The sequence below is a fragment of the Alteromonas sp. W12 genome (genome assembly GCF_001924945.1).
Classification (GTDB): Bacteria; Pseudomonadota; Gammaproteobacteria; order Enterobacterales; family Alteromonadaceae; genus Alteromonas; species Alteromonas macleodii.
Genome location: NZ_LQXH01000007.1, coordinates 505,056 through 531,275 on the forward strand (window position 1 = coordinate 505,056; position 26,220 = coordinate 531,275).

The window sequence follows — 26,220 nt, forward strand, 5'->3', positions numbered from 1 at the left end:
TGTTGCCTTTGCTTAATATGAGTTTTGCCACTGCTCTATGCGCTCTCTGGAGATTTGTACTGCTTGCTCGCTAAACAGGCTGGGATAACGAAGAATTACATTTTCAAACGCATAGTCTTCAAGACCCATTTCGACAAGAGCGGTATAGCCTTGAGTTTCAGTTGGACGGTTTACTGCACGTTCTACTGCACCAATAATACCGTGGCGAGTTATCATTTGCCAGGTTCGACCAGCGCGAGTTTTCTTTCCATTTTTCGCGCTCAATACTTCTTCGTATGCGTATACAGCTTCAAGCGCTTCACGCTCCGCCTCAGTTTTGGCTCCATATGCCTCAGCTCGAAGTTGAACGGCGCGCTCCCTTGCTTCTTGAGCCAAATCTTCTCTACCACGCTCGATACAGTTCTTGGCAAAGATCTCGCACTTTTCAGGTTTATCTATTTTCTTAACTCTATCGTCCATTTATACACTCGATGCTGATTGACTCATAACAGCTTATTACTGAGAGCTCATAGTAACCCCCGTTTCCCCTGAAAAAAACATATTCTGTGTTTTCATGGGAAAGGCAAAATGTCCGCTTCATGTACGTAGCGGCCGTCTGGCTTCGAATATACCAACGGCGGTATCTGATACAAAAAAGGAATAGGGGCATTTTACAGTTCACAATCTATAAACTACTCTTTCCTAAAACCCCGAATATTCCCATCCATCACAACCGTATTAACCAGTCCATTTTCTTCATCCACTTCAAAACGAATACTACTCCCATTCTTAGCAAAAAATCGTCCGCCACCCTCATAAAAATATTCTTCGTTTTCAACATAAGGTAAGGCGTTAAGCACAAATCCGTTGGCTGTTTTTTCTAGCACCACATCAACACTCACAGGGTTAGTTACCACGTAGGTTCCAATGTATTGGCTTAGTTCCTTTTGGCTTATGGGTACTAACTTCCTAACCTCAGCTTCCGAGTAACCTACGTTTAACTTTTCTTTTAAGCGCATTTCTAGTTCAGTTATTAACTGCCTGCCGTTATTGCCGTTCGTCATAATGGCATAGCCGTTGCCGGTATCTAGTTCAAGGTATAGCTGCGACATAAACCCAGCATCTGCGCCACCGTGACCAAAGCCTAAAATTGCACCGTTATCATCCATATTGATAAAAAAGCCTATTCCTACATTAGGCGGCTCAGTGCTTGGCGTATTGTTGGTTAACATTTCCTGCGCGGTGGCTTGCGATATCCAGTCGGTTTTCTGCCCTAAATACGCACTGCGCACGCCGCTTGCCAATTTCAACATGTCTGATGGCGTACTCCACATGCCTGCAGCTGCTAATGTGGCGTAGGTATGGGCGCCACCCTTAATTGGCGCACCGTCTCCGTCATACGGCGTCGCCATATTGTTTGATAGGTTTGTTGTAATGGGTTGCTCGAAGCCAGAACGCGTCATGCCTAAAGGTTTAAACAAAAGCCGTTGTGACAGAGTTGGCAGGGGCTCGTTAGCTACGTCTTGCAAGGTAAGCTGAGCAAGCGTAGTGCCGCCACCCGAATAACGCATTTGCGTGCCAGGTTGAATATCAACAACAACGGCATCGGTATTGGCGGGAAATGCACCTTCTAGCACTTGCTGCAAGTTAGGTACTGGTTCGCCCGCCGCGTAACCAGGGAAGCCATGTACTGTGGTGCCTGCCGTGTGGCTTAATAATCTGCGTAAAGAAACAACGTCTTGCCCAGTCCATTCATGTTCAGGCAACTGCCAGCTGGTGAGTAAGGTATTAACATCTGCATCTAAATCTAGTGGGTTATCTTCGCGGTACTTCATCAATACTGCCGCAAATGCGGGTTTTGAAATACTGCCTGCTTGGAACACTGTGTTTTCATCAACAGCCAATTCAGTGGCTAAATCTTTAACGCCGCTTTGCATGGTCCAAGCTAGTTGGCCATTTCTCATAAACGCGACAGATACCCCAGGCACATCATAATGCGCTTGTCTTTGCTCCAAAGATTGGTAATCAACCTCTTGGCCTTCAATTCGAATGCGTTCAGTAAGCCCAGTTTTTAAAAGGTTGGCTTCTTTTGATTCTGCGGCAGCAGAAGGGGAGGCGGGCAGGGTTTCAGACTCTGTACAGCCCAATAACGAAGCTAAACAAAACGAAAGTGTTAAAGAGGAGAAGAGCTTGATTGATGTCATTATGTGTATTCCATTACGAGTGAACGTACCAGAGTACGTTTCTACTATTATTCGGTTAATGCTAACGATTTTCTAGTTCAGGCACTTGATAGCTAGTCGCCTGTACCTTCCGCAATCTTCTTTCGCAAGTTTGCCAACCGCGTTTTAAAAGCACCATTTTCAACATTTTCTTTATAGCTCATTGCTAGTGCTTTCTCTCTCATTTCAAGTGCCATGGCTAAATCGCCGTTAGCTTCATAACCGTCTGCCAGGCTGTCGTAGGCATCAGATTTGTTAGGGAAGCGAGCTATATTTTTCTTAAAAATTGTAATGGCAGAGTCAAACTCTTGGTTGTTTAGCGCCGCATAACCCGCGTGGTTTACGGCTTTATATTCTGGCTTTGCTTCAAAAGCGTATTTCGCAGAAAGGTCTTTATAGTATTGCTCTACCGCAGGAATACCTTCTTGTATTATCGCACCTGTAGGGCGTAAAGAATTAAGCTGCTTTTGAAGCGCCAAGCTCATACCTGCAAGTGCAGTCGTATTGTGGCTTTCAGATGTATCTAGCTCGGTATCAAAGTTAAGCCCTTTTCGTTCGCTGCTATTTAGCAGTTCAGCGTAACATTCGTATGCGCTTAGCATGTTCCCACCTTCGTTACCCATATTGATATAAAGGTATTTGTTAAGGTCGCTATCTGACGCAAAGAACGCTTTTGCCTCTGGAAATATCACTTCGTCGTGCCACCACAAACTTGGGCTAAATGCGAAGTAAGCTTGAAACAGTTCAGGCCGCTCTTGCAGTGCGTATAAGGTAAAAAGGGCGCTTAATGAATGCCCAGAAACAATCGCGTAGTTATTAGTGCGATAGTTTGCCTTTACGTATGGCTTTAGTTCTTTTTCTAGAAAGTCTAAAAAGTTGTCGGCACCACCAGATATTCCCCACTGGTTGTAGCTTTCATCATAGGTAGGTGTGAAGTCTCGCGTGCGCTCGGTGTTGGTAATACCGATAACAATCATTTCCTGCGCCATTCCAGACTGATTTAGCAGATCAAGCGTGCCTACGGTATGCGCAAAATTACGCTGTCCATCTAGCAAATATAAAACTGGGTAAGTGGTGTGTTTATAGCGGGAATAGTTATTAGGTAAGTGAATAAGTAGTTCTCGCGACTCATTCAAAACTTCTGACTTTATTGTTGTAACTACGGCCTCGCCACGTACTTTGGCGTTTACGTGAAAGCTAAGGCTTAGGGTAAATACGGCGCCGATAAAAACGCAGGCAAGCTTTTGATACATTTGGAATTCCCTTTCCCGCGATCAGGCGCGAGTTTCTTTTTATAATTGAATTTACCTAAGCTGTCATAGTCACTCAAACTTGTCAAAAAATAACCAAGTCATTAATAGGCAAGCATTAACTTTTCAATAGATTGCTCGATGATAGTTCGCAAGTTTTGTTTGTCCTGAGCGGGCAAATAGCGCGTATGAGCATTAATAAACTCAGGTGTTAAATAGATGCGTTTTATTGCAGCGTTTATACGCTTTATGTGCTCTGCACCCTGAGGAGTATTGGGGCAGATAACGTGGCCTGATACATAGTCAGGGTTATCTGCAATAGAGTAACTGCGTACTTTAATAGGCATGTTCTCTCCAAAACTTCTGTATAAAGTTGCTGGAAAAATGAGTGCAAAATCAGACTTTCCTTTTGAAAACATTTCCATAAAGCGAGAGTAATAAATATTATTTGCTATACGAAGGATTTGCTCTCGATTAACTTGCTTTAGATCGTCGTCTATCCTTTCACCGAATGAGTATTCTTCTGGTAACACAATAAAAGAGTCTGGAAAGGCTTCTAATACGCGAGATATGCTCAGTATTCGGCCTTTTTCATCTAAAAGTTCCTTTTCTATTGGTGGCAGTAAAGCCAGTTGGTAAAAACGCTGTGTCTGGAAAAAGCTAAGCGGTAGTGAGTAAAGGTGATTTTTTTCGCGTTCAGGTGCTTTTATTTTATTAAGTACGCAAATGTTTTCGCCATGCTGCATATACGCAAAAGAACGCACAAGTGGAACATGAAGCACGGGATCTGTATACCCTATTTCATTAACTAGCATTTGTACCGTATCGACAGAAGTAGAATAGGGATTGCCTTGCAGATTTACCCTTTCAGTAAGAAATGCATTGTCTGCGTGAAACGCCAGAACATTATTTTGCTCAATGCTGTCACTCGAATTTGCATGAGCAAATTTCACTAATGTTATTAAAATGAATAGTCCAACCCTGAACAACTTTTTACTCCTTGGCAAAACCTCAACGCTCGTCACTTTGTCTCGTGTTAAACGTACTATTACTTTGTGACTCTATTAGGAAAGGTAACAGCGTTAAATTTACGTAGCTTTTTAAGCGCGGCTTCTACGATTTGATCAATTTACCATCTTTTTGATGTGTTTTTATGAATATTAGAAAGGTTTTCACGTGTTGACAGGCGACTAACGAGAAATTTAGCCTTGTGTAATTAAATTCTGTAGAGGGAGTAAAAAAGCCGCAATCAGCAACGTGATGCGGCTTTCCGAGCTGGGCTGACTAGGCAGCCTTATAGAGCAATTGCGTAAAAGGGGTTAGCTAGAACGACCCTCACTCATAGCTGCCTGTTCAAATACCTTAACTCTAGACATATGATCACCTCCTTATCTTCGTTGCTAAAACTTCTTGGAAAATAACACAGGCGGTATTTTAGTAAAGTGTCGCTGCATTAAAGAAAGTTTAGGAAAAGCGAGCACAACGCAAAAATACGAATAGCGAAACCAAGTCGATAATATAAACCTGTTTAATTAAATCTACGTAACCAATGCTAACTGAAACCCTTTGCGCCGCCCGTTTACGTGCAATTAACGTTTTAACGTGCAACCAGCAGTACGCAAACCCTCAAAAAGGCTAGAACTTAATGCAAACAACAAGCACGCACAAAACCAGCAAGCGTCGGAAAGCCGCACTATTGGTTACGCTTTTTGCCACCTCTTTTTTTACCTTTGCTCAGTCGAACACATCTGAACAAATTGAAATGAAGGGCAGTAAGGGCACTACTGTAACGGGTAATGTTCAGGCGTCCTTCGATAACCCCTGGGCTATGACATTTTTGCCAGACGGGCACAGCTTGGTAACGGAAAAAGCTGGCACTCTATGGCTGCTTGATGAAAACCAGCAGAAGCGTTTTGCTGTTAGTAATGTGCCAAGTGTTACTGCGCGCGGGCAAGGCGGTTTAGGTGATGTCATTATTCACCCTGACTTTGCGTCGAATAACACCATTTATATTTCGTACATTGAACGAGATGAAAAAGACGATGCGTTCAGCGGTGCGGTGATAGAGCGAGCCACGCTTACCTTATCTGATAGTGGCGCGAAGCTGACTGATAGAGAGCTAATTTGGCGTCAGTCGCCGAAGGTGACGGGGAACGGGCATTACTCTCACCGCATGGCATTTTCACCTGATGGCCATTTATTTATCACCTCGGGCGAGCGCCAGAAATTCACGCCAGCACAAAACATGGCGATGAACTTAGGTAAGGTGCTGCGCTTAAACGAAGACGGTAGCGTACCTGAAGATAATCCGTTTTATGGTCAAGGCAACGTAACAGAACAAATCTGGACATTAGGTCACCGCAATCCGCTAGGCATCGATTTTGATGAGAAAGGTAATTTATGGGCTCATGAAATGGGGCCGCGCCATGGCGACGAACTTAATATTATTGAACGAGGTCGCAACTATGGTTACCCAGCAGTGTCGCAGGGCGACCATTACTCAGGCGTGAAAATTCCTAACCACGAAGACTACCCCATCTTTAAGTCGCCTGAATTGGCGTGGGTGCCTGCCATTAGTCCTGCCGGTTTTATCATTTACAAAGGCGATAAGTTTAGTGACTGGAAGGGAAATGGTTTTATAGGCGGTTTGTCTTCAAAAGCGCTGGTTCGAGTTGCATTTAATATAGACGATGAAGGCAACTGGAAGGTGGAAGAAGCAGAGCGCTATGAATGGGGCAAGCGAGTACGCGAGGTTGAGCAAGACAATAAGGGCAATATCTATGTGCTTGAAGATAAAGAAGGCGGAAGGCTGATAAAGCTCAATTCACTAAACTAGACGCTATGTAAGCAGAATGAAGCTGAAACATAGGCTTTGAGGGCACATAAATACACATCGATAAGTGATGAGAATGTGTGCTCTCAAGCTGCGATAGCTTCATCAAGTCTTGTTCTTGAGTGACTTTTTAAAGCCTTTTTCTTTTAAATGACGCTTTTTCTAAGTTGGGCCACATTTTTACACCCCAAAGGAAAAATGTATTGCAAAAACAAGACGGTTTCGCAAATGGTTTAGGTGTATCTGCGAGCACCTTTACGCCATGCGCAAACAATGGAGGAGTTTAGTATCAACCCGTTGAGCGATGTGATACGTTGCTCTCTAGATGAAAGTATAAGTTAACCTATTCAAACCTCAGGATCCTCATGTCACAGCCCCCAAAAAACATTAACTTTGAACGTTGCGAAGACGAGCCAATACATATTCCCGAAAGTATACAAAGTTATGGTTTTCTTATTGCTTTTAATTACAAGGACTTGAAGATTTCGATTGTCAGTGACAACTGCGAATCAGTGTTCACTGAGCCTCTTATTGGTAAACACTTTTTAGAAATACTCTCATCAGACACGAATGAAAGGGCATTTCTTGAAGAGACGTTTGATAGGGTTACAAAAACCAAAATTAGGCTGCCTATTAAGCTTCACTTAAAAGCCTCGATGTTAGAGGAAGGAGCGGCGATAGATTATTTGGCGGTGGTTTATGATTCTGGTCACAACTATGTTGTCGAGCTAGAGCCCGCAACTGAATTCAGAGATACCTATAGCGCAGAGCAATTTATCAAACTCTATGCTATGTCTATTGCTCCGCGCTTTAAAGAAATGACGTCACTAAGAGAGATGGCTCAAGAAATGGTCTCGACCATTCGGTATCTCACAAATATGGACAGGGTAGTACTTTACAAATTCAATGATGACTACTCAGGGAAAGTTATCGCAGAAGCTAAAGCCGATGATATGGACTCATATCAAGACTTGTATTTTCCTGCGTCAGATATTCCTGCACAGGCTAGAGCGCTTTACAAAACTAACTGGGTAAGACTAACCCCTGATACTGAGTTACCTCCTGCAAGGCTAGTTCCATCGACTGAAGCGTCAGGCAGAGAGCCGCTGGATCTCACTCGCTCGCTGCTGCGAACCTTTTCACCTATTCATCTTCAATACATTAGAAACCAAGGTTTGCGGGCTTCATTTTCGATCTCTTTAGTAACGGACGGCGAGCTTTACGGGCTAATTTCTTGCCACCATCGCGAGCCTAGTTATATTCCACAAGATGTTAGGCTTCAGTGCGAAAACCTGAGTCAGCTATTTAGCTGGCATTTATTGGCGAAAGAAGAAGAAATTGCAAAGCACAAGAAGTATGCAACTGACGAAGCAGTTGATGCCATGCTAGATAGAATAGGTCCAGCAAATCCTATCAGTCGCGTCGTTAAAAGCGGTGAAAAAGCATTTTTGGAAGCGCTTAATAGTTCAGGGTTTGTTTATTATTCTCAGTACGAGACCATTACCCTCGGTTCTACTTTACCGATAGAACTTATCAAGGAAATCTTTTCCAAAGCAAGCAGCCAAGGTGGCTTCCCATATACCAACGACGCGCTTTATGACGATTACCCAGAAGCACGACAGTACGGTATTGCTGGCATAATGATTATTCCACTGTTTGAAAAGAAACAGTATTTTACCGCCTGGTTCAGGAAGGAAACCCATCGCGTCCAAAAGTGGATTGGCGCTGAAGATGAGAAGTCTGAAGATGCACCAAAAGCTCAGCGACTTAAACCCAGAGCTTCGTTCACTATCCATACCCGCACTATTAAAGGGCGCTCAACGAGTTTTGATAAGGCGGATGTTGATACTGCCAATCGACTGAACAGGATGTTTCTTGTTTATGCACTTGATGTGCAAGAACGCATGCATATCAGTATTCAAGAGCTTGAAAAACAAGATAATTACAGAAATGAATTTCTTGCCACGTTAGCTCACGAATTGCGAAATCCGCTTGGACCTATTATGTCTGGCGCAAGTATTTTAGAAACGGTTGACGATGATAAAACGCGTAAACGAGTGACGGCTATTATTAATCGTCAAGCGGAATACATGTCAAAACTTATCAACGATTTGATGGATGTATCGCGTATTACGCGAGGTAAGGTCAAGCTTGAGTTTGAAAAACTGAGTATTCAAGACGTGCTGTCAGATTCCCTTGAAATTGTTGACCAGCAGGTAAAAGCGAAAAAGCATAATATAACCGTAAATTATCTTGAAAAAGATGTGACGGTTTATGGCGATAAAGCGCGTTTAAGTCAGATATTCTCAAACATTATTCACAACGCTGCTAAATATACGAGTGAGCAGGGAAGGATAACTGTAGATATCAGAGAGGAAGGTGTCATGGTTGTCGTTGCGGTTAAAGATAACGGCATGGGGATACCTGAAGACAGGCTTAAAGACGTATTTAATATGTTCACCCAAATTGAGGCGCACTCTACACACACTAAAGGCGGTTTGGGAATAGGGCTTACGTTGGTGAGTAAACTTGTAATGCTGCATCACGGTGATGTGTCGGTGATGAGTGAAGGATTAGGCCGAGGAAGTACCTTTGAAGTTAGACTTCCCATTTCTAAAATGGCTTATGAGCAGTCTGACAATCAGGAAGTTGAGCCGACTATTCAAAGCCAAACCAAAGTTATGTTCGTTGACGACAATGCCGATCTTATCGATGCATACTGTTTATTAGCAGAGTCTATGGGAGTGACTGCCTTAGGTATTACTTCTCCTAAAGAGGCTGTCGCTGAATTCAAGGCGTTTAAACCTAACTTCGTATTTCTTGATATCGGTATGCCAGATATTGACGGTTATGAGCTGGTTAAAATGCTGAAAGCCTTACCTGAATCAGAGAATGTTAAGTTTTATTCTCAAAGCGGGTGGGGCTCAGAGAAATATGTAGAGGACTCCCAAGCGGCAGGGTTCGATCAGCATTTCGTGAAGCCCTTGTCAAAAGACACAATTCAGTCGGTACTAAGTTAAAACCTCTTTTAAGAGGTTGAAGCTTACCGACTGAATGACTCAAATGCTGTGAAACGCGTTATAATGCCGGACAAACGTAATTAGGAATAAATATGAAAGTCTGTGGTGTAGATTTAAAAGGTAATGAAGCAATTGTTAGTTTGGTGTCGCTGGCTGACGGATTGTTTCATTTGCCAGATTGCCGTACGCGCCGTTTAACGCTTGCCGATACCAGTGCGAAGGGGCTAAAGAGCTTCCAAAGCACCTTCGCTAAACTTGTAGAAGACTACAAAATTGATGCAGTGATAATTCGTCAGCGCCAAAGCAAAGGTAAATTTGCAGGTAGTGCAATTGGCTTCAAGTTAGAGGCTGCCATTGAATTGATTGAAGGGCTTCAAGTTGTAGTATTTAGCCCAACGGATATTAAAGAATCACTACGCAGAAATCCGCTTGCAGTGCCATTTTCTGACACGGGTTTAAAACAGTTTCAAGAAACCGCTTTTACAACGGCGTACGCGTGGCTTATGAAAAATGAGTATGCCTCGCAAGAGTCAGACGAGTAATAATCGGGAGCGGTTGGCTCAACGTGTATACTACTGTGCCCGCATTTATTGTGCGGGCATTGTTTTTCTTAATTAATCTTCTCCCAGCCTGAAAGGTTTTACTTCATCATTCCCTCAACTTTCGCATTCATCTCTACCAATGCTGTGTAAAGTGCTTCTAACTGATCGCTAAAACCAGCTACGCTTCCATGCTCATTACGTTTTATCGTTAGCTCAATCGTTGCAGCTAGCTCAGCTAAGGCGTAAGCGCCAATGTACCGAAGGGCAGTTATGTAGATATGCGCTATACGAACAATAGAAGCATAGTCTTTTTCATCAATGGCTTTTCGAAGGTTATCTAGCTCTTTGTTAAGTGCTGCAAAGTCGTTAAGTAACTCTTTATACAAAGTCTCGTCATTTAACATTGCTTGCATGGCTTGAGATTTATCTATAAAGCTCAGCGGTATTGTGTTTGCCGATGGCTCGTCGGTTACTTCAGTGGTCGCCGTCGACTTTCCTTTATTTAGCACTTCAACAAGCACGTCAAAGAAGCGGTTTGGGTCAACCGGTTTGTTGATGTGGCCGTCCATGCCCGCTGCCAGGCTCTTGTCGATGTCTTGCTGCATGGCGTGCGCCGTCATGGCAATAATCGGCAAAGTTAACTTCAGCTCATCTCTGATTTTTTTAGCTGCTGTTAACCCGTCCATAACGGGCATTTGGATATCCATCAATACCACGTCATAGCTGTTATCTTCACGTAAGGCTTTTATGGCTTCAAAGCCGTTGCTAACCACTTCAATATTTGCGTGGGTGTCGTTTAACAGACCAAGGGTTACTTTTTGATTCAGCGTATTGTCTTCTGCGAAAAGGATCTTCGTTCCGCGCAGATTAGGCACAGGCGCAGCATCTGCTGGTAGGGTTCTTGTGTTCACATTTAAGCAAAGCTCTTGTAGCTTATCTACAAGCTCACTGGTGCTAAAAGGCTTTTTAATGAAGGTTCGAATACCTAGTTGGTTAGCCTGCTCTCGCATATGAGGCGACTCGAATGCATACAGCATTATCACCTTCGGTGGCTTAATTGAAAACTCCTGTTTCATGATGGCTGCGACTTCCAATCCATCAATGTCAGGCATATTCCAATCTAAAATAAGTACGTCGTAAGGCGCACTGTTTCCCACAGCAGCACGCATTTTGGCTACGGCTTCTTTACCGCCGGTCGCAACATCTGCTTTAATGTTAGCCACTGATAGCGACTCGATAATAGCGTCGCGCGACACGCCAATGTCATCAGCAATAAGTACCTTAAGTAACGAAAGTTGCTTAGACGGCGATACAATTTGTTGGGAAGCATCCTGTTTAACGGTTACGGTAAAATGAAAGCTTGCGCCTTTTCCAAGCTGGCTCTCAACCCAGATCTCTCCGCCCATTAATGTGACTAACTGCTTACATATTGCTAAGCCTAGGCCGGTGCCGCCGTATCGACGAGATATAGACTCATCACCTTGGTTAAATGGTTGAAATAGTAATGCCTTTTGCGTGCTGTTTAGCCCAATCCCTGTGTCTTTAACTTCAAATTCAAGCTGAATGTCTTCTACATTATGCGTGCATCTAACGCTTACCGAAATCAGTCCATCCTCGGTAAACTTAAGAGCGTTACTGACTAAATTGCTTAGAATTTGCTGTATGCGTAACGGGTCGCCGATAAGGTTTAATGGTACGTCACGTGATATATGCTGAATAAGCTCTATGTGCTTTTCCTCAGCGCGCCCTAAATGCAGTCTAATGGTTTGGTTTACTAGCGCGTCTAAATTGAACTGCGTCGATTCAATATCAAGCTTGCCCGCTTCTATTTTCGAGAAGTCGAGTATGTCGTTAATTATACTTAGTAGGGTTTGCGACGCGCCTTCTATCTGAATAAGGTTCGTTTGTTGGTCTTTATCTTCTGCAGCCCGCTGTGAAAGCTTGGTCAGGCCGATAATGGCGTTAAGCGGCGTGCGAATTTCGTGACTCATGCGTGCAAGAAAGTCAGATTTTGCTTTTGTTGCTTTCTGAAGGTCTTGAGTAAGTGCATCGAGCGCCTTACGTTGTTGGCGAGTTCTAAGCCATAGGCCAACGACTAAGCCCAATGAAAGGATCACGAAACCGATGAAATACAGCTGAAACGTGTTTTGCTTTTTCTGTATAAGGTTACGCTGCTCTTTTAACTGGTTGTCTTTCTCTAGAAGCTTGATGGTTTCTTCTTTTTCGGAAATAGAAAGCCGCACGCGGTTAAGGGCTAACAATCTTGACTGCTGTTCATTAAAACTCTCTTCATAAGTTTTCGTGTATAGCTTTGAATATTCTAACGCGGCTTCAAAATTGTTGGTTGATTCAAGTAGTGAAATGAGCTTTTCCAACATGCTTAGAACCACTGACTTGTCGTTCTTTATGGCGTCTTTTTTTAGTCCACCTTCAAGTTCGCTAATAGCCAAGTCTATTTGATTGCGTTTAATGTAGATGTCGACCAAGCGCAGTAGTCTAGACCCTTCGTTGTATTTAAAACCAACTTTGCGGTCTGATTCCGCAGCGCGGTTCAACATAGTCAGCGCTTCAGTTAAATTGCCTTGGGCGATATGTAGCTCAGCCATTTTGGTATGAACAATACCAATAAAGGGGTAGTGCACCTCTTTGAACAATTCTTCTGCCAGCAGAAGGCTTATTTTAGCGTCTTGATAGTCCCCCAGTTCCGTTTGCGCGTAACCTTGGAAAAAGTAAGCAATGGCTTTGTTTTCTTTATCATTTAAACGCTGGGCTGCGGCGAGGAAGTTTTGACCTAGCTGCAACATCATTTCGTAGTTTTGCAGCGACATGTATACATTGCCCATAGCGCTATATACAAGTAGGGCGTTATCGCTATTTACTTCAATAAAAGCAGCAAGGGATTTATTAAGGGCTTCGAGTGCACGAGCATGCTCACCTGACAAGTCCAAAATAAGCCCTTCTAAGCGAAAAGACTCTGCCAGCGCCATGGTGTTGCCGCCTTTTTTTGCAAGCTTGCGGGCTTCCAACAGAGTTTCGTACCCCGCAACAAGGTCTTGCTCAAGAATGTGCTTATAAGCTCTTAGGTTGAATAAGCGGGATTGCTGAAAAGCGTTCGGGTGGGCGTCGAAGAAATAGCCTAGCTCGGTGAATGTGGTTTCTACAGACTCATCGTTGTTTTGAATTCGCTGTTTCAGTTCGTCTAGCGTAGTGACTGATGATGTGGTGTTAAGTGGTTCTTTTAAAAGCGCAAAAGTAGGAAGCGCCATCGTAAAACAAACGATAGCGAAGATGCATTTCAAACGGCGCTTCACTTTCTACTTCAGCTAGCTTAAAAAGATAACGACTAGTAGCTAATTACGCGGGTAGCCTTGCTTGTATCATCAAAGCGTTTGGCTACTTCGTCCCAGTCTTGGTCTTTAATTAGCTGAAGATCTTCACCAGATAAACCGTACTTTTCTGCAGTGCCCACTGGGTCCTTTTTATACGCATCCATTAGTTTGCTGTTGCTGTCTAGCTCAACCAAGAAATCTACAATTGTTTTCTTTGCCATGTCGTTTTTTCCTTTTAGTTTACTTTTGGAGATCTAAAGTCAATAACTTGCTGCTCAGTTAAACCTAGCTTTGCCAAACGATCCTGACGGTATGCTGGCATGCCAAGTGAGGGTACAACTAGGGTCGAAATTAATGTTGGCTTGGCGAACTGCAATTCGCGAAGCAACACTTTTTGTATTTTGGGCTCGCAAAGGGGCAGGGTGGCTGCCTCGTAAATAATCAGCTCGTGATCTTCTGGGTAGTGCTCGGCCAGAATGTCAGCCAGCATGGCAAGCCCAGATTCACTGTGATTAGCATCTAACACGCTTAGCGTTGCTTCTCCGGCTAAACCTATTTGCCAGATGATTTGCGTCATGTGAGGATCAATGCGGTAATCGCGAAACAAAAATTGAGTTGCTTCATAAGACTGACAGCCAAAGCGAGAGGGATCTATTCCCAAATCCGCAATTAAGCAGTCTTCTGCAGACACGCCGGGGAGCATTTGCGCATCTAGGCCAAGTTCCCGCACTCTACGAATAGCCTCATGAGAAGGCGTAACAAATACGCCTGGGTGACCATAAAAAGCCACGCATACTTTTTTACCTTCAACAACTGATTGCACGATGCGGTCGGCCATTTGGTCATAGGTGACAGCGCGAGACTTTCCTTCCTGATAAAGGTCGTCTAAAGACACACTGTTCGGGTTAATATTGGTGACCACGTGTTCACCAATTTTGTTCATAATCCCCATGTACACAATGTCAGCATTTTCGATGTGGCTTTTGGTCGCTATCGTCATTTGACCCGCAACACTGATTCCGGTGCCAACTACAACTAGCGATCCCTTAGGAGTATGTTCTTGTCCCTGAATTAGCGTCATATTTTCCTTTACCACTTGCTAATTGTGATTCACTCAACACTATAAATTAGATTTAGGGTATTTGCTACGTTCACTGATTTATAGCATCTACCATTGCTTTCACATCAGCGTATCGGCAGTTTTCACAAGAACCAAAGCCCTTTACTTGTCTTACTTTAAATCGAGTGAACAAAGGCATGGTCATGCCAGTTAGAAAACGACAGCAAATAGATGATGTGATTGGGCCATCAAATTTTCCGCTCAAATGCGCTTTTAGTGCTGCTATGGCCTCTGATATTTGGTCTGGGTTCGGTGTGGGAATTGGGTTTGAATAGCTGAGCTTAGCCACATTTCCCTGACATACACTGCAGTGCCCGCATTCATTGGGCGCTTGGGAATCGTCAAAATACGCCGATAAGTTATAGCTTAAGCAAGTATTAAGTTCGAAGAAGCCTACCAGCGCGGCGATACGTTCTATTTCTTTGCGCTCGTTTTCAGCGAAATAGTGAGCCAGATTATTAGCTAAGTCGGCATTTTGCAGTTTTTCGTAGTCCACGCGGTATACGTCAGTTATTAAGCGCGAGGCAAGCTCAATATGATTGTGTTCATGTAAATACTCTAGTGCGGCAACCACTCTTGCACGCTCTGCGCCGTAATGCTGATAAATACTGTCGAAATCTACAATGCCCCACACCTTTTTCATATTTGAATGAGTGAATACGGCGTCTAGAAAGCGAGCCCGTTCTTCTGAGAAAAGGCCAAGTATGGTGGTTTTCTCTGAAATAAAACGAAATTTATGTTCAGCAAAATAGGCATACAAAGGGCGAATAACGTTGGCGAGTTCAAGCTGAACCAGCAGAGTTTTAAGCGGAAGCTGTCGTATGTTGCTGGCACTCGATAAGCTATTTATTTGCGTTTCCCACTGGTAAACATTGTTTTCGCCGTTGGTAGGTGAATCATTTTGCGCCGCTGAATTTATGTGAGCGGGGGCCTGTGCGCTGATATCATCTATTACGCGTTGAATGGCGCTTTTATCTGGTGTATCGCCATAAACGAAGTTCTCTATAGTGACTAACCCGTCAAGGTTTGCTAATACAGTGCAGTTTGCCGCTTTACCGTCTCGTCCACCCCGGCCAATTTCTTGGCTGTAGTTTTCAATAGACTTTGGTAAGTCGTAATGAACAACAAAGCGAATATCCGACTTATCAATGCCCATACCAAATGCAATGGTAGCCACAACAACTTGAAGCTTATTGTGCATAAAATCTTGCTGGATACCTTGTCTTATATCACTGTCGAGACCAGCGTGATAAGCCTTTGCAGCAAACCCTTGTTGCTGTAAGAACCGGGCTACTTCTTCTGCACTATTTTGAAGCGTGACATAAACGATACCCGCACCTTGCTGCTTTTGAATTTCTTCAAGTAAGGCTTGGTTTTTATATGGTTCATGTACAGGGCGAACATGCAAATTCAAGTTGGGTCGATAAAACCCTGTTTGAATAATATTGGCTGGCGCAATATCAAAGCGCGCTGCCATATCTTCTTTTACTTTTTTAGTGGCAGTAGCTGTGAGCAGAAGTACCAACGGAATATTAAGCTCTTTCTGATATGCGGGAAGTTTTAAGTAGTCAGGGCGAAAGTTGTGGCCCCACTCAGAGATACAGTGTGCTTCATCGACAACTAGCATACTTACTTGAACAGACTCAATGAACTGCCGAAAGCGTTCGTTCTTAAAGCGCTCCACCGACACCATCAGAATTTTACACTGGCCTGACCGCACGTCGTTCATCACTTGCTTGTTTTGCTCGGGCGTTAGCGTGGAGTCGATACTGGCTGCTACAATGCCTTTGCTATGAAGAAACTCCAGCTGGTCTTTCATCAGCGCTAATAGTGGCGACACAACCAAGGTCAAGTGTGGCAATTGCGTAGCAACAAACTGATAGCACAATGATTTGCCCGAGCCAGTGGGAAAAATCGCTAGCGTTGAATTTCCACCAAGCAGTGATTCCACTGCCTCCTTCTGTCCCTCGCGAAACGCCGAAAAACCAAACAGCTGCTGCAAAATATTGGGGTCAGAGTACATTAATAAGCTTCCAAGTCGCGATATAAAAAATGGGGTCAGAGTACATTAACTTATTTCCAAACAGTTTGTGGTTAAGTGTTCGCAGGTTTGAGCTAGTTGAGCCATCGCGATGTTTTTAAAAATAAAGGGGTCAGAGTACATTAAGCTATTTCCGAGCAATCAGCGGTTAACTGCTCACTGATTTGCGGTGGCCTACCCAACGCTTCGTGTTTTAAGCGGTGCCCAGTCAGGCTTTCAATTTGCTGTTTAAATGTATCGCTTCCCAGCACTAGTCCTCTTCGAGTACCGCTTTGAATTTTATCAATGTCAGTTTGAGGCAGTTCATCATCGAACAGAGCGCGGTAAGCGGCAAGACGCTGGCTTTCTGAAGCTCCTAAATTTAGGTATACAGGATGAGGACTGTGCAGTGACGAAGGTGTGCCTAACGCATTTATCCTGTAGCTTGACCATTTATATTCAACCGGCTTTTCGACCATGTTCGCTCTTACAGGGTTTAGCTCGATATATCTATAAACCGTGAGAAGATATTCGTCGTTAGAGACCAGACTGGAATGAAACCTTCCTTCCCACAACGTCCCAGAGCGCTCATATTTGTGGTTAAAGTACCTCACATACATGCGGCCAAGCGCTTGCATCATTTTGCTTACGCCAAGGTTATCAAGCTTAGGAGTGCAAAGTAAATGAACATGATTGGTCATCAATACCCAAGCATGTATGCCTACATCAAATTTTGCAGAGAACTTTTTAAGCCAGCTAATATAGGCGATGTAGTCGCTTTCACACTTAAAGCATATTGAGCGATTGTTACCTCTTTGGATGACGTGTTGAGGATAGCCTGCGGGAGCCAAACGAGGTTTCCTTGCCATAATTTCACCAAATTCCTTTCTATATTCTCTCTACTAAAATGAGTGAATTGAGTAAAGGCTACAACCCTGTACCTATCAAAACTGGTCTAACGGGCAAGCTGGAAGAATGAAATGAATGGCTTGTTTGACTCTCTTAAATTAGAAAATGTACTCTGACCCCATTATTCATATCCCCAGGGGGCGCTTGGCGTTGCTATAGGGTTTTTGAGATCAAAATCTACCTGTACTTCGCGGGCAGGGCGAATTAGTCGGTAGCTAAAGCGGCTAGGGTAGATCATCATTTGCCAGACGTTATCTGTTGATGCTGCAATTCCCGATTCTATAAATAACGCTTTTGAATATACATCTGCAGGAAACGACTGCACTTGGGGGAACCCTTCATCTACGGTGTGGCCGCCATACATGGTTGAAGAATGAAAGCTGCCATCTTCATTTCTATGATCGTGCTTCAGCATAAGACCCGCGCCGGTTTTCGTTAGAATCCAAGTGCGGGATGCATCTTCACCCACGTGAAATGGAATTTGAATTTCCGAGTCTGTACACTTTCGTACGTGCATAACAAGCTTCGCATTACCGAACGTATTACCCACATTGTCTTTGCTAACTTTGCCCTGAAATGCTTTACCACAGTGGGCTTTTATCGCATTAAAAAATGCATCGTGAGTAGGAATCGAGACCAACGGTGCCTCTTTAGCAAGCGCAGCATTGCTTATTACAGCAAGCCCAAGTAAGACGTACGCACAATACTTTTTCATTTCTTAATTCATCATAGCAATTTGATACAGGCTTAGCAGTGTAACCCATCTAAGTAATGGGGTCAGAGTACTTTATTGATAAAGCTCATGGCGTGATGTGTGTTCAGGAGAGAGGCGGTATCACTTGGTGAAGCCGTTAGGTTGCTAAGCAGAAACACTCGTAAAAAATGTACTCTGACCCCACTTTTTTCTGAAGGGGCAGTTCAATACTTGAAGTAATGGGGTCAGAGTACTTTATTAATAAAGACTGTGGCGTATTGTGCGATAGGAGAGCGGCGGTATCACTTGGTGTAGCCGTTGGGTTGCTAAGCAGAAACACTCGTAAAAAATGTACTCTGACCCCACTTTTTTCTGAAGGGGCAGTTCAATACTTGAAGTAATGGGGTCAGAGTACTTTATTGATAAAGCTCATGGCGTGATGTGTGATTAGGAGAGCGGTGGTATCACTTGGTGTAGCCGTTGGGTTGCTAAGCAGAAACACTCGGAAAAAATGTACTCTGACCCCATTTTTCAGCGTGCGAGAAATGTATTCTGACCCCATTTTTTGGGTGTATAAGTGGTCGAAACGCATATGTATTCGCAATATAAATATTGCTGATAGTTGCGGCGTGTTAGTTTAGCACTACATTCAGCGTTTAATTTTCAGGGCGAAATAATCACATGAATAAATCAAAACAATTGTTTACGCTAATTACCTCAGAAGGTGAACTTCAGGTATCGTTAAAAGAAGTTGATGTTCCAGAGCCGAAGCCGCATGAAGTGATAGTGCGTATGGAAGCATCTCCTATTAACCCTTCAGACATGTGGCCGATGTTTGGCCCGGCAAGCTTGGATAAAGCGACCTTCGACGCAGACAAAAAAGCATTGATTGCACCTGTACACAAGCCTTTGCTTAATCGAATTAAATCGCGTTTAGACCAGACCCTGCCTATCGGAAACGAAGGGGCTGGCACCGTGGTCAAGGCGGGTGATAGCCCAGAAGCACAGGCGCTAATGGGCAAAACCGTATCTATTCTTACTGGTGCAGCGTATACCGAGTATGCCTGTGTGCCTATGCAGGCATGCTTGCCTCACCTAGAAAGCACAACGCCACAACAAGCAGCGTCGTCATTCGTTAACCCACTGACCGCGCTAGGTATGGTTGAAACCATGCGTATGGAAGGTCACAAAGCACTTGTACACACCGCAGCGGCATCGAACCTTGGGCAAATGCTGAACAAGATTTGTTTAGAGCAGGGCGTAGAGCTTGTAAATATTGTTCGCAGCCAAAAGCAGGTAGATATGCTTAAAGAGATCGGCGCGAAAATTGTGCTCGACTCAAGTAGTGAGAATTTTAAAGCCGAACTTTATCAAGCCATCGACAGCACGGGTGCAACACTAGCGTTTGACGCCATTGGCGGCGGTGAGCTAGTTAGCGATATCCTCACTATGATGGAAGCGTCGGGCAGTAAAGATGCAAAAGGCTTTAACACTTACGGCTCTGACAGCAATAAACAAGTGTATATCTACGGCGGCTTAGATTTCTCGCCTACTATTTTGAATCGCGCTTACGGCATGACGTGGAGCATTGGTGGTTGGCTATTAATGCGCTTCCTGGGCAAGCTTGATAAGAAGCGTGTAGGCGAGCTATATCAAAAAGTGGCGACGGAAATTAACACTACCTTTGCGTCGTCTTACACCAAAGAACTGAGTCTTGAGGAGGCACTACAGCCTGAGAATGTAGCGCTTTATAACGCTAAAAAGACCGGTGAAAAATACCTGATTGTGCCAAACAAGGGCTAATCAGAAGAACGTTTAAATACGGCATTTTCAGCTAAACTTTGATTAATAAAAGGGTCTGTTGATCTTTGATGTACAAACTTCGGTTTAAAGTACATCAAAGGGCTACAGACCTTTTTTGTATTCGTTATCATTCAGCTGCAAAGAAGCTGAAAATGCTGCGAAGTAACCAGTAAACAGTAACCGAGATAAAAGGTATTTGAGACAACATGCCTGAAGGCCCAGAGATTCGTCGCGCTGCAGATAAAGTCGAAGCGGTGATAAAAGATATCCCCCTAGAAAAAGTAGAGTTTGGATTAGCTCAACTTAAACCCTACGCTAAGCAGCTAGAAGGCGAAAAAGTCTTGCGCATGGAAACCCGTGGCAAGGCGCTAATTACCCATTTTAGCAATGGGCTCTCTATGTATTCGCACAACCAACTCTATGGCGTGTGGCATACCTGTAAACGCAACGAAATACCGGGTACTACCCGCCAGCTAAGGGTAGGGCTTCATACCGAAACACACAGTGCTATTTTATATAGTGCGTCTGACGTTAGCATTTGGCCAACACAAACTATTCATGAACACCCTTTTTTACAAAGAGTTGGACCCGACGTACTCAACAATTCGGTGTCAGAAGAAATGGTATTAGAACGTTTACGTTCAAAAGCTTTTTATAACCGCGCACTAAGCGGCTTATATTTGGATCAGCGCTTTATGGCGGGGCTAGGTAACTATCTTCGCAGCGAAATATTGTTTGCAGCAGGTGTTCATCCTTCACTTAAACCTTCACAGATAGGTGATGATCAGCTACGCAGCTTGGCACATCACACCTTAGCAATATGCAAACGCAGTTATGAAACCGGTGGCTATACCGTGTACACAGAACTACGTGAAGTGCTTGAAGCAAAAGGCGTTAACTTTGAAGGTACGCGGTTTATGGTGTTCGACAGGGAAGAGCAGCCTTGTAGAGTCTGCGCCACTCTAATAAAACGCCAAACGTATAACGGGCGGCGACTTTATTGGTGTAGCCAGTGCCAGGCGAAGTGAACCACCCCCCCCCGTTTTTTGATAATCAAATAATAATCTGTTTGACTTGTTTCCAATTACGATTAATTATATCCGTAACTGGTTACGGAGTATTATAGAGTGAAGTCATTTAATGAATTGGGGCATATTGCATTAGGTACTGCTTTACGTCAGTTAGCCGCGCAGGTGTCAAAGGATGCAGAAAATACTTATGCGAAATTTGGATTTGCGATAGAGCCAAAGTGGTTCCCCGTATTTTACGTGCTCGCGTCAAAAGGTGCTGATTCTGTCGTGAATATCGCTAAAGAGATAAATCATTCTCACGTGTCGGTGAGTAAAATCGTAAAAGAAATGAAAGCACGCGACCTTATTGAAAGTTATAAATCGAGCGACGACTCGCGGGTTACGCTGGTGGCTTTAAACAGCAAAGCGAAAGCGATGGTGCCCCAAATGGAAAAGCAATGCGATGCCATAGACGCTGCCATGCGCGAGCTAAAAGATGAAACGGGTATCGATTTATGGGAAGCGGTGAGCGTAGTTGAACGGCACCTTCGATATCGCCCAATTAGTGCAAGAGTGAACGGTGACTCGCCTGATATTAAGGTAGTCGATTATGCGCCAAAGTATCGCGAGGCATTTAAATCGCTCAATGTAGAATGGATAAGCAAATATTGGGAATTGGAAGAGCCCGACTTTAAAGCGCTCGACGACCCTGAAGGCTACATTTTGAATCAGTCGGGTGTGATATTGATCGCGTTAGATAAGGGCGAACCCATAGGCTGCTGTGCACTTATCAAACAAACTGACGATACGTTTGAACTTGCCAAAATGGCGGTGTCTCCCAAAGCTCAAGGCAAAGGGGTAGGGCTGCTGTTAGGTAAAAGTATTGTCGAAAGAGCGAAACTGATGGGGTTGAAGCGGCTTTATTTAGAGAGCAATTCGGTACTTAAGCCCGCAATACGTTTGTACGAAAAGATAGGGTTTAAGCATATTAAGGGGGCGTCATCGCCTTACGCGAGATGTGATGTGCAGATGGAGCTTTTATTCAAATAAATAATAGTTATCGTGAAGCGCAGCTATAAGTAAAGCCACGCAAATCAGCGGTCGCTGTTTTGGTTTAACTGAAGGTTCAATACCACCGTTGCCAAAACGGATAACTCTCAGCTTTCAATATAAAATGATAAAAAGCTGAGACGCATTCAGTCCATTCTTGCCAATAGACGAGTGTGCGCCTTGTTAACCGCACACTCAAATTTTCACTTAAATATTCACTCAAAAACTCTCAGGCACAGAAAGTATCATTACTTTCTTTGTGAGTAATAATGCTGCTCTCTGCCTTCGTTTACCATTTTCACATCGGCGCAGTATTCAGAGACCGGCCTTATCAGTAACCTAGGAATGCCAATGGGTTCTCCGGTCTCCAAGCAGTATCCAAAAGACTTGTCTTTTATTCGTCGCAACGACTTATCGATTTTAGGAAGTAGCTTTCGCTCCCTGTCCAAAATTCGAAGAGAAAGCCTGGATTCTTCTTCATACTGCGCCCGATCAACTTCATCGTTTATCTCAGGAGGTTGGCTTAACGATGCCTTCATCTCTTCAATATGAGCCATGGTTTGCTGTTTTAAATCGTTGAGCAATGCCTGAAAAAATTCAAGCTGCTCATCGTTCATGTAGTCGTCTTCACTGGCGGCAAGAAGCGATTCTTTAGTCAACGTTTTACTCATTTCAGCTCCACTAAGGCTTGATGAAACCAGCCTAAAACATGCTTATAGTGTGCCTCGCCATACAAACGTAGAAATTGCTTTGTATGCTGATCCTTCATGTTCGAAAGCGCCGCTATCCGTGATTCTAAAAACGCTTTGTCTAACGTTATGCCACAATCGCGGACAATACAGTTTTGCCATTCAACGAAGTTAGACGGTATTACCGGTGAATTCATGAGGCCTCCTGTTAGTCGAGTTTGGTTTTAAGCCCTCTGCGAATAAGCAGAGCATCTGTTGTTGGCGCTTTTCCTCGGAATGCTTTATAAGACTCCATCGGGGGACGAGAATTGCCGGTAGATAAGATTTCCTTTCTATATTTCATACCGTTTTCTAACTTTAATCCGCCGAGTTCTTGCATATAAGCAAAGGCATCAGCGGCTAAAATTTCACTCCACATATAGGCATAGTAGCCAGCGGAATAGCCGCCACCCATTGAATGTGCAAAGAATGCTGATTTATAACGAGGTGGTACATAAGACAAGCCAACATTATGTTTATCGAGAGCTTGGGCTTCAAAGTCTTGGACATCTTCAGGCGTCTGCTCGGCAGAGATAGAATGCCACTCCATATCAAGCAGTGCCGCAGACATATATTCCAATGTGTCATAACCCATATTGAATGTACGTGAACGAATCACCTTTTCCAGCAGAGCCTCTGGAATAGGCTCGCCAGTTTCGTAATGTTTGGCATAGTTTGCAATAACGTCAGGGTGGGCTGCCCAGTCTTCTTCGAAGGTAGAGGGGAACTCTACATAGTCTCGCGAGACAGATGTGCCGGCCAACGTTGGGTAATTTACGTCTGACAGCATGCCGTGAAGTCCGTGGCCCATTTCATGGAACATGGTAGTAACATGATCGTAACTGACTAATGTAGGCTCGCCATCAGGCGCTTTGTTTATGTTCATTACATTAACCACAACAGGCTTTTGCGAGAGCAATTTCGACTGTCCTACGAACGAACTCATCCAAGCTCCACCGCGTTTACCTTTGCGAGAAAAGTAGTCGGCATAAAAAATCGCTAAACTGTCACCATTTACATCAAACAGCTCGTAAGCCTTTACATCAGGGTGGTAAACCGGCAAATCTGGACGGGGCTTGAAGCGCACTCCGTACAATTTATTCATAGTGAAAAATACGCCATCTTCAAGCACGCGATTAAATTCGAAGTATTGTTTTACTTCGTTTTCATCTAGCTCGTATTTAGCTTGTCTTACCTTTTCTGCGTAGAAAGCCCAATCCCAAGGTTTTAGTTCGAAGTTATTACCTTCCGCTTCAATCATTGCTTTAATGTCAGCGGCTTCTTTTTCAACGTTTTTAAGCACAGCGGGCACCATACTGCCTAGCATGTCGTATACAGCACTTGGCGAACCGGCCATTTGTTTGTCTAGGCTGTAGGCCGCCCAGCTATCAAATCCAAGCAATGCTGCTTTTTGTGCGCGCAGTCCTGCCAATCGGCTAATAATTTTGGTGTTGTCGTATTCCCCAGATTGGTTTCGGTATGCTGATGCTTCCCACACTTGCTGGCGAAGTGCTCTATTTTCTAGTGAAGTAAGGATAGGTTGACGAGTAGTGTTCGTGATACTTAGAAGATACTTGCCTTCTTTATCAGCAGCTTTAGCAGCATCTGATGCGGCCTTTATTTGGCGCTCTGACATCCCTGACAGCTGCTCTACGTCATCTACTACCACCGCAATTTCAGATGACTCTGCCAATAGGTTTTGAGAAAACTGCGTGGTTAACGTTGAATGTTCTTCGTTTATTTCACGTATCTTCTGTTTATCTGATTCATTGAGTTTAGCGCCAGCGCGAACAAAATCAGAGTAATACTCTTCGAGTAGTCTGGTTGATTCAGTATCTAACTCCAACGCGTCGCGCTGGTTGTATAGCGTTTCAATACGCTTAAAAAGCGCACTATTTAAATTAATGGTATCGCTGTGAGCCGCCAGCTTTGGCGCTAGAATTTTTTGGATTTCTCTGCGTTCAGGCGAGCTATCTGTTCCTACTAAGTTGAAAAATACTCGGCTAGTTCTGGTGAGTAAACTTCCGCTTTTTTCAAGCGCTAGCAGCGTATTATCAAAGGTGGGGGCGTCAGGGTTAGACGCTATTTTTTCTACTTCTTGTAAGTGCTGTTCCATTCCTTTTTTAAATGCAGGAATGAAATGCTCGTCCTTTATCAAATCAAATTGCGGCGCGCCGTAAGTCAGTGAACTTGTCATAAATAAAGGGTTCGTCTGCTCTGCTTTTACTGAGTCAGTCTGCGTTGTAGCAGTCTTATTCATTGTTGACGCCTGTTCGGTGCAGCCTGTTGTCAAAAGTATAGAAGATATCGTGGCTGAAATAAGGAGCTTTTTCATACGGTTCCTAAATTTTTAGGGTAATTAACTGTTTGTGAGTGTAATGTTATATTGTAACAATTGTCAATTGTGAGAAAGTGCGAAGAAATTAAAGGAAGCGATAGAAGTGCTGCTGGGGTACGCCTTAACTAGCGATCTGCTAGTTTTCTTTGAATAAAACTTAACGTGCTTCTCGTTTTATAAACATGAACACTAACATTACGTTTAAACCAAATATGGCAATGCACAACGACCCAATAGTGGCATCTCTGAAGCTAAAAAATTGAGCCACGGTGCCTGCGCCAATGGTGCCTAGCATCATACCCACCCGAGTGGCGTTTGAATAAAACGCTGAAGTAAAACCTGTCAAATCAGGCGCTTGTTGTTGCAGCAAAGTCAATCCAATACCGGCATATAAACCGTAGAACAGCGCGTTTAATATTTGAAGGGTCAATAACTCCCAACTTGACTGAGAAAAGTACACGCCAACGTAAAAGCAACAGCCGAAAATAAATGCTACAGCCATGATACCCGCAGGTGGGAAGCGTCGGGCTAATTTTGCTGCTAGCAGCATAGTAGGTATTTCAAGTGCGGCCACAACCCCCATCATTAGCCCAGGCAAATTTTCCGGCAACCCCAGTTCATTCATTACGTACAAAGGCATGGATGATAAATACATGACATTGCCTGCCATTCCGGCAAGTATGGCTAACCCCACAAGCCAAAACGGCAGTGATAGCGAGCCTTTAAGCGTTGTATTGAGAGACTGTTGATTGGCTTTTTGAGGCGGCACAACGTTCACCACAAACAGCGTTGCAACAATCACGCATGCGATGGCCACCGAGAAGGACGCTGCGAAGCCAAAATTGGCAACCAGCGTAAATGCCAGCGGCGGACCTACTACCCAAGCGAGAGAAATGGCAGCGCGAACTTTTGAGTTAAATGCGGCTAAGTCGATGTCTTGGTTTTTTGCCCATAATCCCGAAACGGTCAACATTTGAGACACGGCTCCAGCGCCCACCGACATAAATAAGACGCCTGCAAGAAATACATGCCAAAACTGTTTGCTAAAGATAAAGGCGACCATGGCAATGCCCACGCAAATCATGGTTAGCCCGTAAAGACGATTTGCGTTAAAACCTTTGTCTGCCAAGTGCCCGAGGTACTGACTGATCACCAACCCTGATAGCGTAACGGACACCATATAAATACTTATATAAATAGGCTCAACGTTGATCTCATCAATGAGGAAATAGCTCATCAGTGGCGTAACAAACGACGATGTTAGGCCAGTTAATAGACTTAACAGTAAAAAAGGAAGTTGTGGAGAAAATGCGTGACGCGATGACATGAGGATACGAGCTCCGAGGGACTGTTAAACGTGGTTGACCGAAATT

General features: G+C 43.9%; 20 protein-coding genes. 6 read left to right on the forward strand and 14 right to left on the reverse strand.

Going from position 1 to position 26,220, the window contains the following annotated elements; all coding sequences use genetic code 11:
- Window positions 1-12: 12 nt before the first annotated feature.
- The 4 genes from AWH61_RS09775 to AWH61_RS09790 all read right to left on the reverse strand — a co-directional run bounded on the left by AWH61_RS09775 (window position 13) and on the right by AWH61_RS09790 (window position 4,404).
- Entirely contained in the window at window positions 13-459 is a 447-nt protein-coding gene (locus AWH61_RS09775; protein WP_075176931.1) for a hypothetical protein, read from the reverse strand.
- 212 nt (window positions 460-671) lie between these two features.
- The gene (locus AWH61_RS09780) at window positions 672-2,183 is read right to left on the reverse strand and encodes a serine hydrolase domain-containing protein (protein ID WP_075176932.1); all 1,512 of its coding nucleotides are present in this window, start codon (window positions 2,181-2,183) and stop codon (window positions 672-674) included.
- 92 nt (window positions 2,184-2,275) lie between these two features.
- Complete coding sequence (locus tag AWH61_RS09785) at window positions 2,276-3,454, reverse strand: alpha/beta hydrolase-fold protein (RefSeq protein ID WP_075176933.1); 1,179 nt, start codon at window positions 3,452-3,454, stop codon at window positions 2,276-2,278.
- Window positions 3,455-3,555: 101 nt separating this feature from the next.
- Entirely contained in the window at window positions 3,556-4,404 is an 849-nt protein-coding gene (locus tag AWH61_RS09790) for a hypothetical protein (RefSeq protein WP_249922627.1), read from the reverse strand.
- 692 nt (window positions 4,405-5,096) lie between these two features.
- Here AWH61_RS09790 and AWH61_RS09795 point away from each other — a divergent pair.
- The 3 genes from AWH61_RS09795 to AWH61_RS09805 all read left to right on the forward strand — a co-directional run bounded on the left by AWH61_RS09795 (window position 5,097) and on the right by AWH61_RS09805 (window position 9,846).
- Entirely contained in the window at window positions 5,097-6,287 is a 1,191-nt protein-coding gene (locus tag AWH61_RS09795) for a PQQ-dependent sugar dehydrogenase (protein WP_075176935.1), read from the forward strand.
- A gap of 362 nt (window positions 6,288-6,649) precedes the next feature.
- A complete protein-coding gene (locus tag AWH61_RS09800; protein WP_075176936.1) occupies window positions 6,650-9,304 on the forward strand; it encodes an ATP-binding protein in 2,655 nt (884 codons plus the stop codon).
- Between the two features lie 92 nt (window positions 9,305-9,396).
- Complete coding sequence (locus tag AWH61_RS09805) at window positions 9,397-9,846, forward strand: DUF3010 family protein (RefSeq protein WP_014950351.1); 450 nt, start codon at window positions 9,397-9,399, stop codon at window positions 9,844-9,846.
- 98 nt (window positions 9,847-9,944) lie between these two features.
- Here the strand turns inward: AWH61_RS09805 and AWH61_RS09810 are convergent, their stop codons facing one another.
- From AWH61_RS09810 to AWH61_RS09835, 6 genes are all read right to left on the reverse strand, one after another.
- The gene (locus tag AWH61_RS09810) at window positions 9,945-13,112 is read right to left on the reverse strand and encodes a hybrid sensor histidine kinase/response regulator (RefSeq protein WP_075177121.1); all 3,168 of its coding nucleotides are present in this window, start codon (window positions 13,110-13,112) and stop codon (window positions 9,945-9,947) included.
- A gap of 77 nt (window positions 13,113-13,189) precedes the next feature.
- Window positions 13,190-13,396, reverse strand: coding sequence for a hypothetical protein (locus AWH61_RS09815; protein ID WP_014977183.1), 207 nt, complete (start codon window positions 13,394-13,396; stop codon window positions 13,190-13,192).
- A gap of 14 nt (window positions 13,397-13,410) precedes the next feature.
- Complete coding sequence (locus AWH61_RS09820; RefSeq protein ID WP_049587937.1) at window positions 13,411-14,256, reverse strand: SAM-dependent methyltransferase; 846 nt, start codon at window positions 14,254-14,256, stop codon at window positions 13,411-13,413.
- 70 nt (window positions 14,257-14,326) lie between these two features.
- Complete coding sequence (locus AWH61_RS09825) at window positions 14,327-16,318, reverse strand: RecQ family ATP-dependent DNA helicase (protein ID WP_075176937.1); 1,992 nt, start codon at window positions 16,316-16,318, stop codon at window positions 14,327-14,329.
- A 140-nt stretch (window positions 16,319-16,458) separates the two neighbouring features.
- Window positions 16,459-17,184 carry a transposase gene (locus AWH61_RS09830; RefSeq protein WP_075176938.1) on the reverse strand — a complete coding sequence of 242 codons (726 nt, stop codon included), beginning with the start codon at window positions 17,182-17,184 and terminating at the stop codon, window positions 16,459-16,461.
- Window positions 17,185-17,345: 161 nt separating this feature from the next.
- The gene (locus AWH61_RS09835) at window positions 17,346-17,939 is read right to left on the reverse strand and encodes a hypothetical protein (protein WP_075176939.1); all 594 of its coding nucleotides are present in this window, start codon (window positions 17,937-17,939) and stop codon (window positions 17,346-17,348) included.
- A gap of 660 nt (window positions 17,940-18,599) precedes the next feature.
- Between AWH61_RS09835 and AWH61_RS09840 the strand changes: the two genes are divergently transcribed.
- The 3 genes from AWH61_RS09840 to AWH61_RS09850 all read left to right on the forward strand — a co-directional run bounded on the left by AWH61_RS09840 (window position 18,600) and on the right by AWH61_RS09850 (window position 21,781).
- Entirely contained in the window at window positions 18,600-19,721 is a 1,122-nt protein-coding gene (locus tag AWH61_RS09840; protein WP_075176940.1) for a zinc-binding dehydrogenase, read from the forward strand.
- A 206-nt stretch (window positions 19,722-19,927) separates the two neighbouring features.
- Window positions 19,928-20,749, forward strand: a complete 822-nt coding sequence (gene nei / locus AWH61_RS09845; protein ID WP_075176941.1) for an endonuclease VIII — start codon at window positions 19,928-19,930, stop codon at window positions 20,747-20,749.
- Window positions 20,750-20,848: 99 nt separating this feature from the next.
- Window positions 20,849-21,781: a bifunctional helix-turn-helix transcriptional regulator/GNAT family N-acetyltransferase gene (locus AWH61_RS09850; RefSeq protein WP_075176942.1), complete on the forward strand. Its 933-nt coding sequence runs from the start codon at window positions 20,849-20,851 to the stop codon at window positions 21,779-21,781.
- A gap of 248 nt (window positions 21,782-22,029) precedes the next feature.
- Here AWH61_RS09850 and AWH61_RS09855 read toward each other — a convergent pair whose 3' ends face one another.
- From AWH61_RS09855 to AWH61_RS09870, 4 genes are all read right to left on the reverse strand, one after another.
- Entirely contained in the window at window positions 22,030-22,452 is a 423-nt protein-coding gene (locus AWH61_RS09855; protein ID WP_014979966.1) for a TraR/DksA C4-type zinc finger protein, read from the reverse strand.
- Window positions 22,449-22,667 carry a hypothetical protein gene (locus AWH61_RS09860; RefSeq protein WP_075176943.1) on the reverse strand — a complete coding sequence of 73 codons (219 nt, stop codon included), beginning with the start codon at window positions 22,665-22,667 and terminating at the stop codon, window positions 22,449-22,451. Before AWH61_RS09860 ends, AWH61_RS09855 begins: the two co-directional genes overlap by 4 nt.
- 11 nt (window positions 22,668-22,678) lie before the next feature.
- The gene (locus AWH61_RS09865; RefSeq protein ID WP_075176944.1) at window positions 22,679-24,844 is read right to left on the reverse strand and encodes a M3 family metallopeptidase; all 2,166 of its coding nucleotides are present in this window, start codon (window positions 24,842-24,844) and stop codon (window positions 22,679-22,681) included.
- A gap of 160 nt (window positions 24,845-25,004) precedes the next feature.
- The gene (locus tag AWH61_RS09870) at window positions 25,005-26,174 is read right to left on the reverse strand and encodes a sugar efflux transporter (protein ID WP_075176945.1); all 1,170 of its coding nucleotides are present in this window, start codon (window positions 26,172-26,174) and stop codon (window positions 25,005-25,007) included.
- Between the last annotated feature and the right edge of the window lie 46 nt (window positions 26,175-26,220).

Bases quoted from the DNA above. Each gene is read 5' to 3' on its own strand.
- AWH61_RS09775 (WP_075176931.1), bottom strand. From the start codon at position 459: ATGGACGATAGAGTTAAGAAAATAGATAAACCTGAAAAGTGCGAGATC.
- AWH61_RS09780 (WP_075176932.1), bottom strand. From the start codon at position 2,183: ATGACATCAATCAAGCTCTTCTCCTCTTTAACACTTTCGTTTTGTTTA.
- AWH61_RS09785 (WP_075176933.1), bottom strand. From the start codon at position 3,454: ATGTATCAAAAGCTTGCCTGCGTTTTTATCGGCGCCGTATTTACCCTA.
- AWH61_RS09795 (WP_075176935.1), top strand. From the start codon at position 5,097: ATGCAAACAACAAGCACGCACAAAACCAGCAAGCGTCGGAAAGCCGCA.
- AWH61_RS09800 (WP_075176936.1), top strand. From the start codon at position 6,650: ATGTCACAGCCCCCAAAAAACATTAACTTTGAACGTTGCGAAGACGAG.
- AWH61_RS09805 (WP_014950351.1), top strand. From the start codon at position 9,397: ATGAAAGTCTGTGGTGTAGATTTAAAAGGTAATGAAGCAATTGTTAGT.
- AWH61_RS09810 (WP_075177121.1), bottom strand. From the start codon at position 13,112: ATGGCGCTTCCTACTTTTGCGCTTTTAAAAGAACCACTTAACACCACA.
- AWH61_RS09815 (WP_014977183.1), bottom strand. From the start codon at position 13,396: ATGGCAAAGAAAACAATTGTAGATTTCTTGGTTGAGCTAGACAGCAAC.
- AWH61_RS09820 (WP_049587937.1), bottom strand. From the start codon at position 14,256: ATGACGCTAATTCAGGGACAAGAACATACTCCTAAGGGATCGCTAGTT.
- AWH61_RS09825 (WP_075176937.1), bottom strand. From the start codon at position 16,318: ATGTACTCTGACCCCAATATTTTGCAGCAGCTGTTTGGTTTTTCGGCG.
- AWH61_RS09830 (WP_075176938.1), bottom strand. From the start codon at position 17,184: ATGGCAAGGAAACCTCGTTTGGCTCCCGCAGGCTATCCTCAACACGTC.
- AWH61_RS09835 (WP_075176939.1), bottom strand. From the start codon at position 17,939: ATGAAAAAGTATTGTGCGTACGTCTTACTTGGGCTTGCTGTAATAAGC.
- AWH61_RS09840 (WP_075176940.1), top strand. From the start codon at position 18,600: ATGAATAAATCAAAACAATTGTTTACGCTAATTACCTCAGAAGGTGAA.
- nei (WP_075176941.1), top strand. From the start codon at position 19,928: ATGCCTGAAGGCCCAGAGATTCGTCGCGCTGCAGATAAAGTCGAAGCG.
- AWH61_RS09855 (WP_014979966.1), bottom strand. From the start codon at position 22,452: ATGAGTAAAACGTTGACTAAAGAATCGCTTCTTGCCGCCAGTGAAGAC.
- AWH61_RS09860 (WP_075176943.1), bottom strand. From the start codon at position 22,667: ATGAATTCACCGGTAATACCGTCTAACTTCGTTGAATGGCAAAACTGT.
- AWH61_RS09865 (WP_075176944.1), bottom strand. From the start codon at position 24,844: ATGAAAAAGCTCCTTATTTCAGCCACGATATCTTCTATACTTTTGACA.
- AWH61_RS09870 (WP_075176945.1), bottom strand. From the start codon at position 26,174: ATGTCATCGCGTCACGCATTTTCTCCACAACTTCCTTTTTTACTGTTA.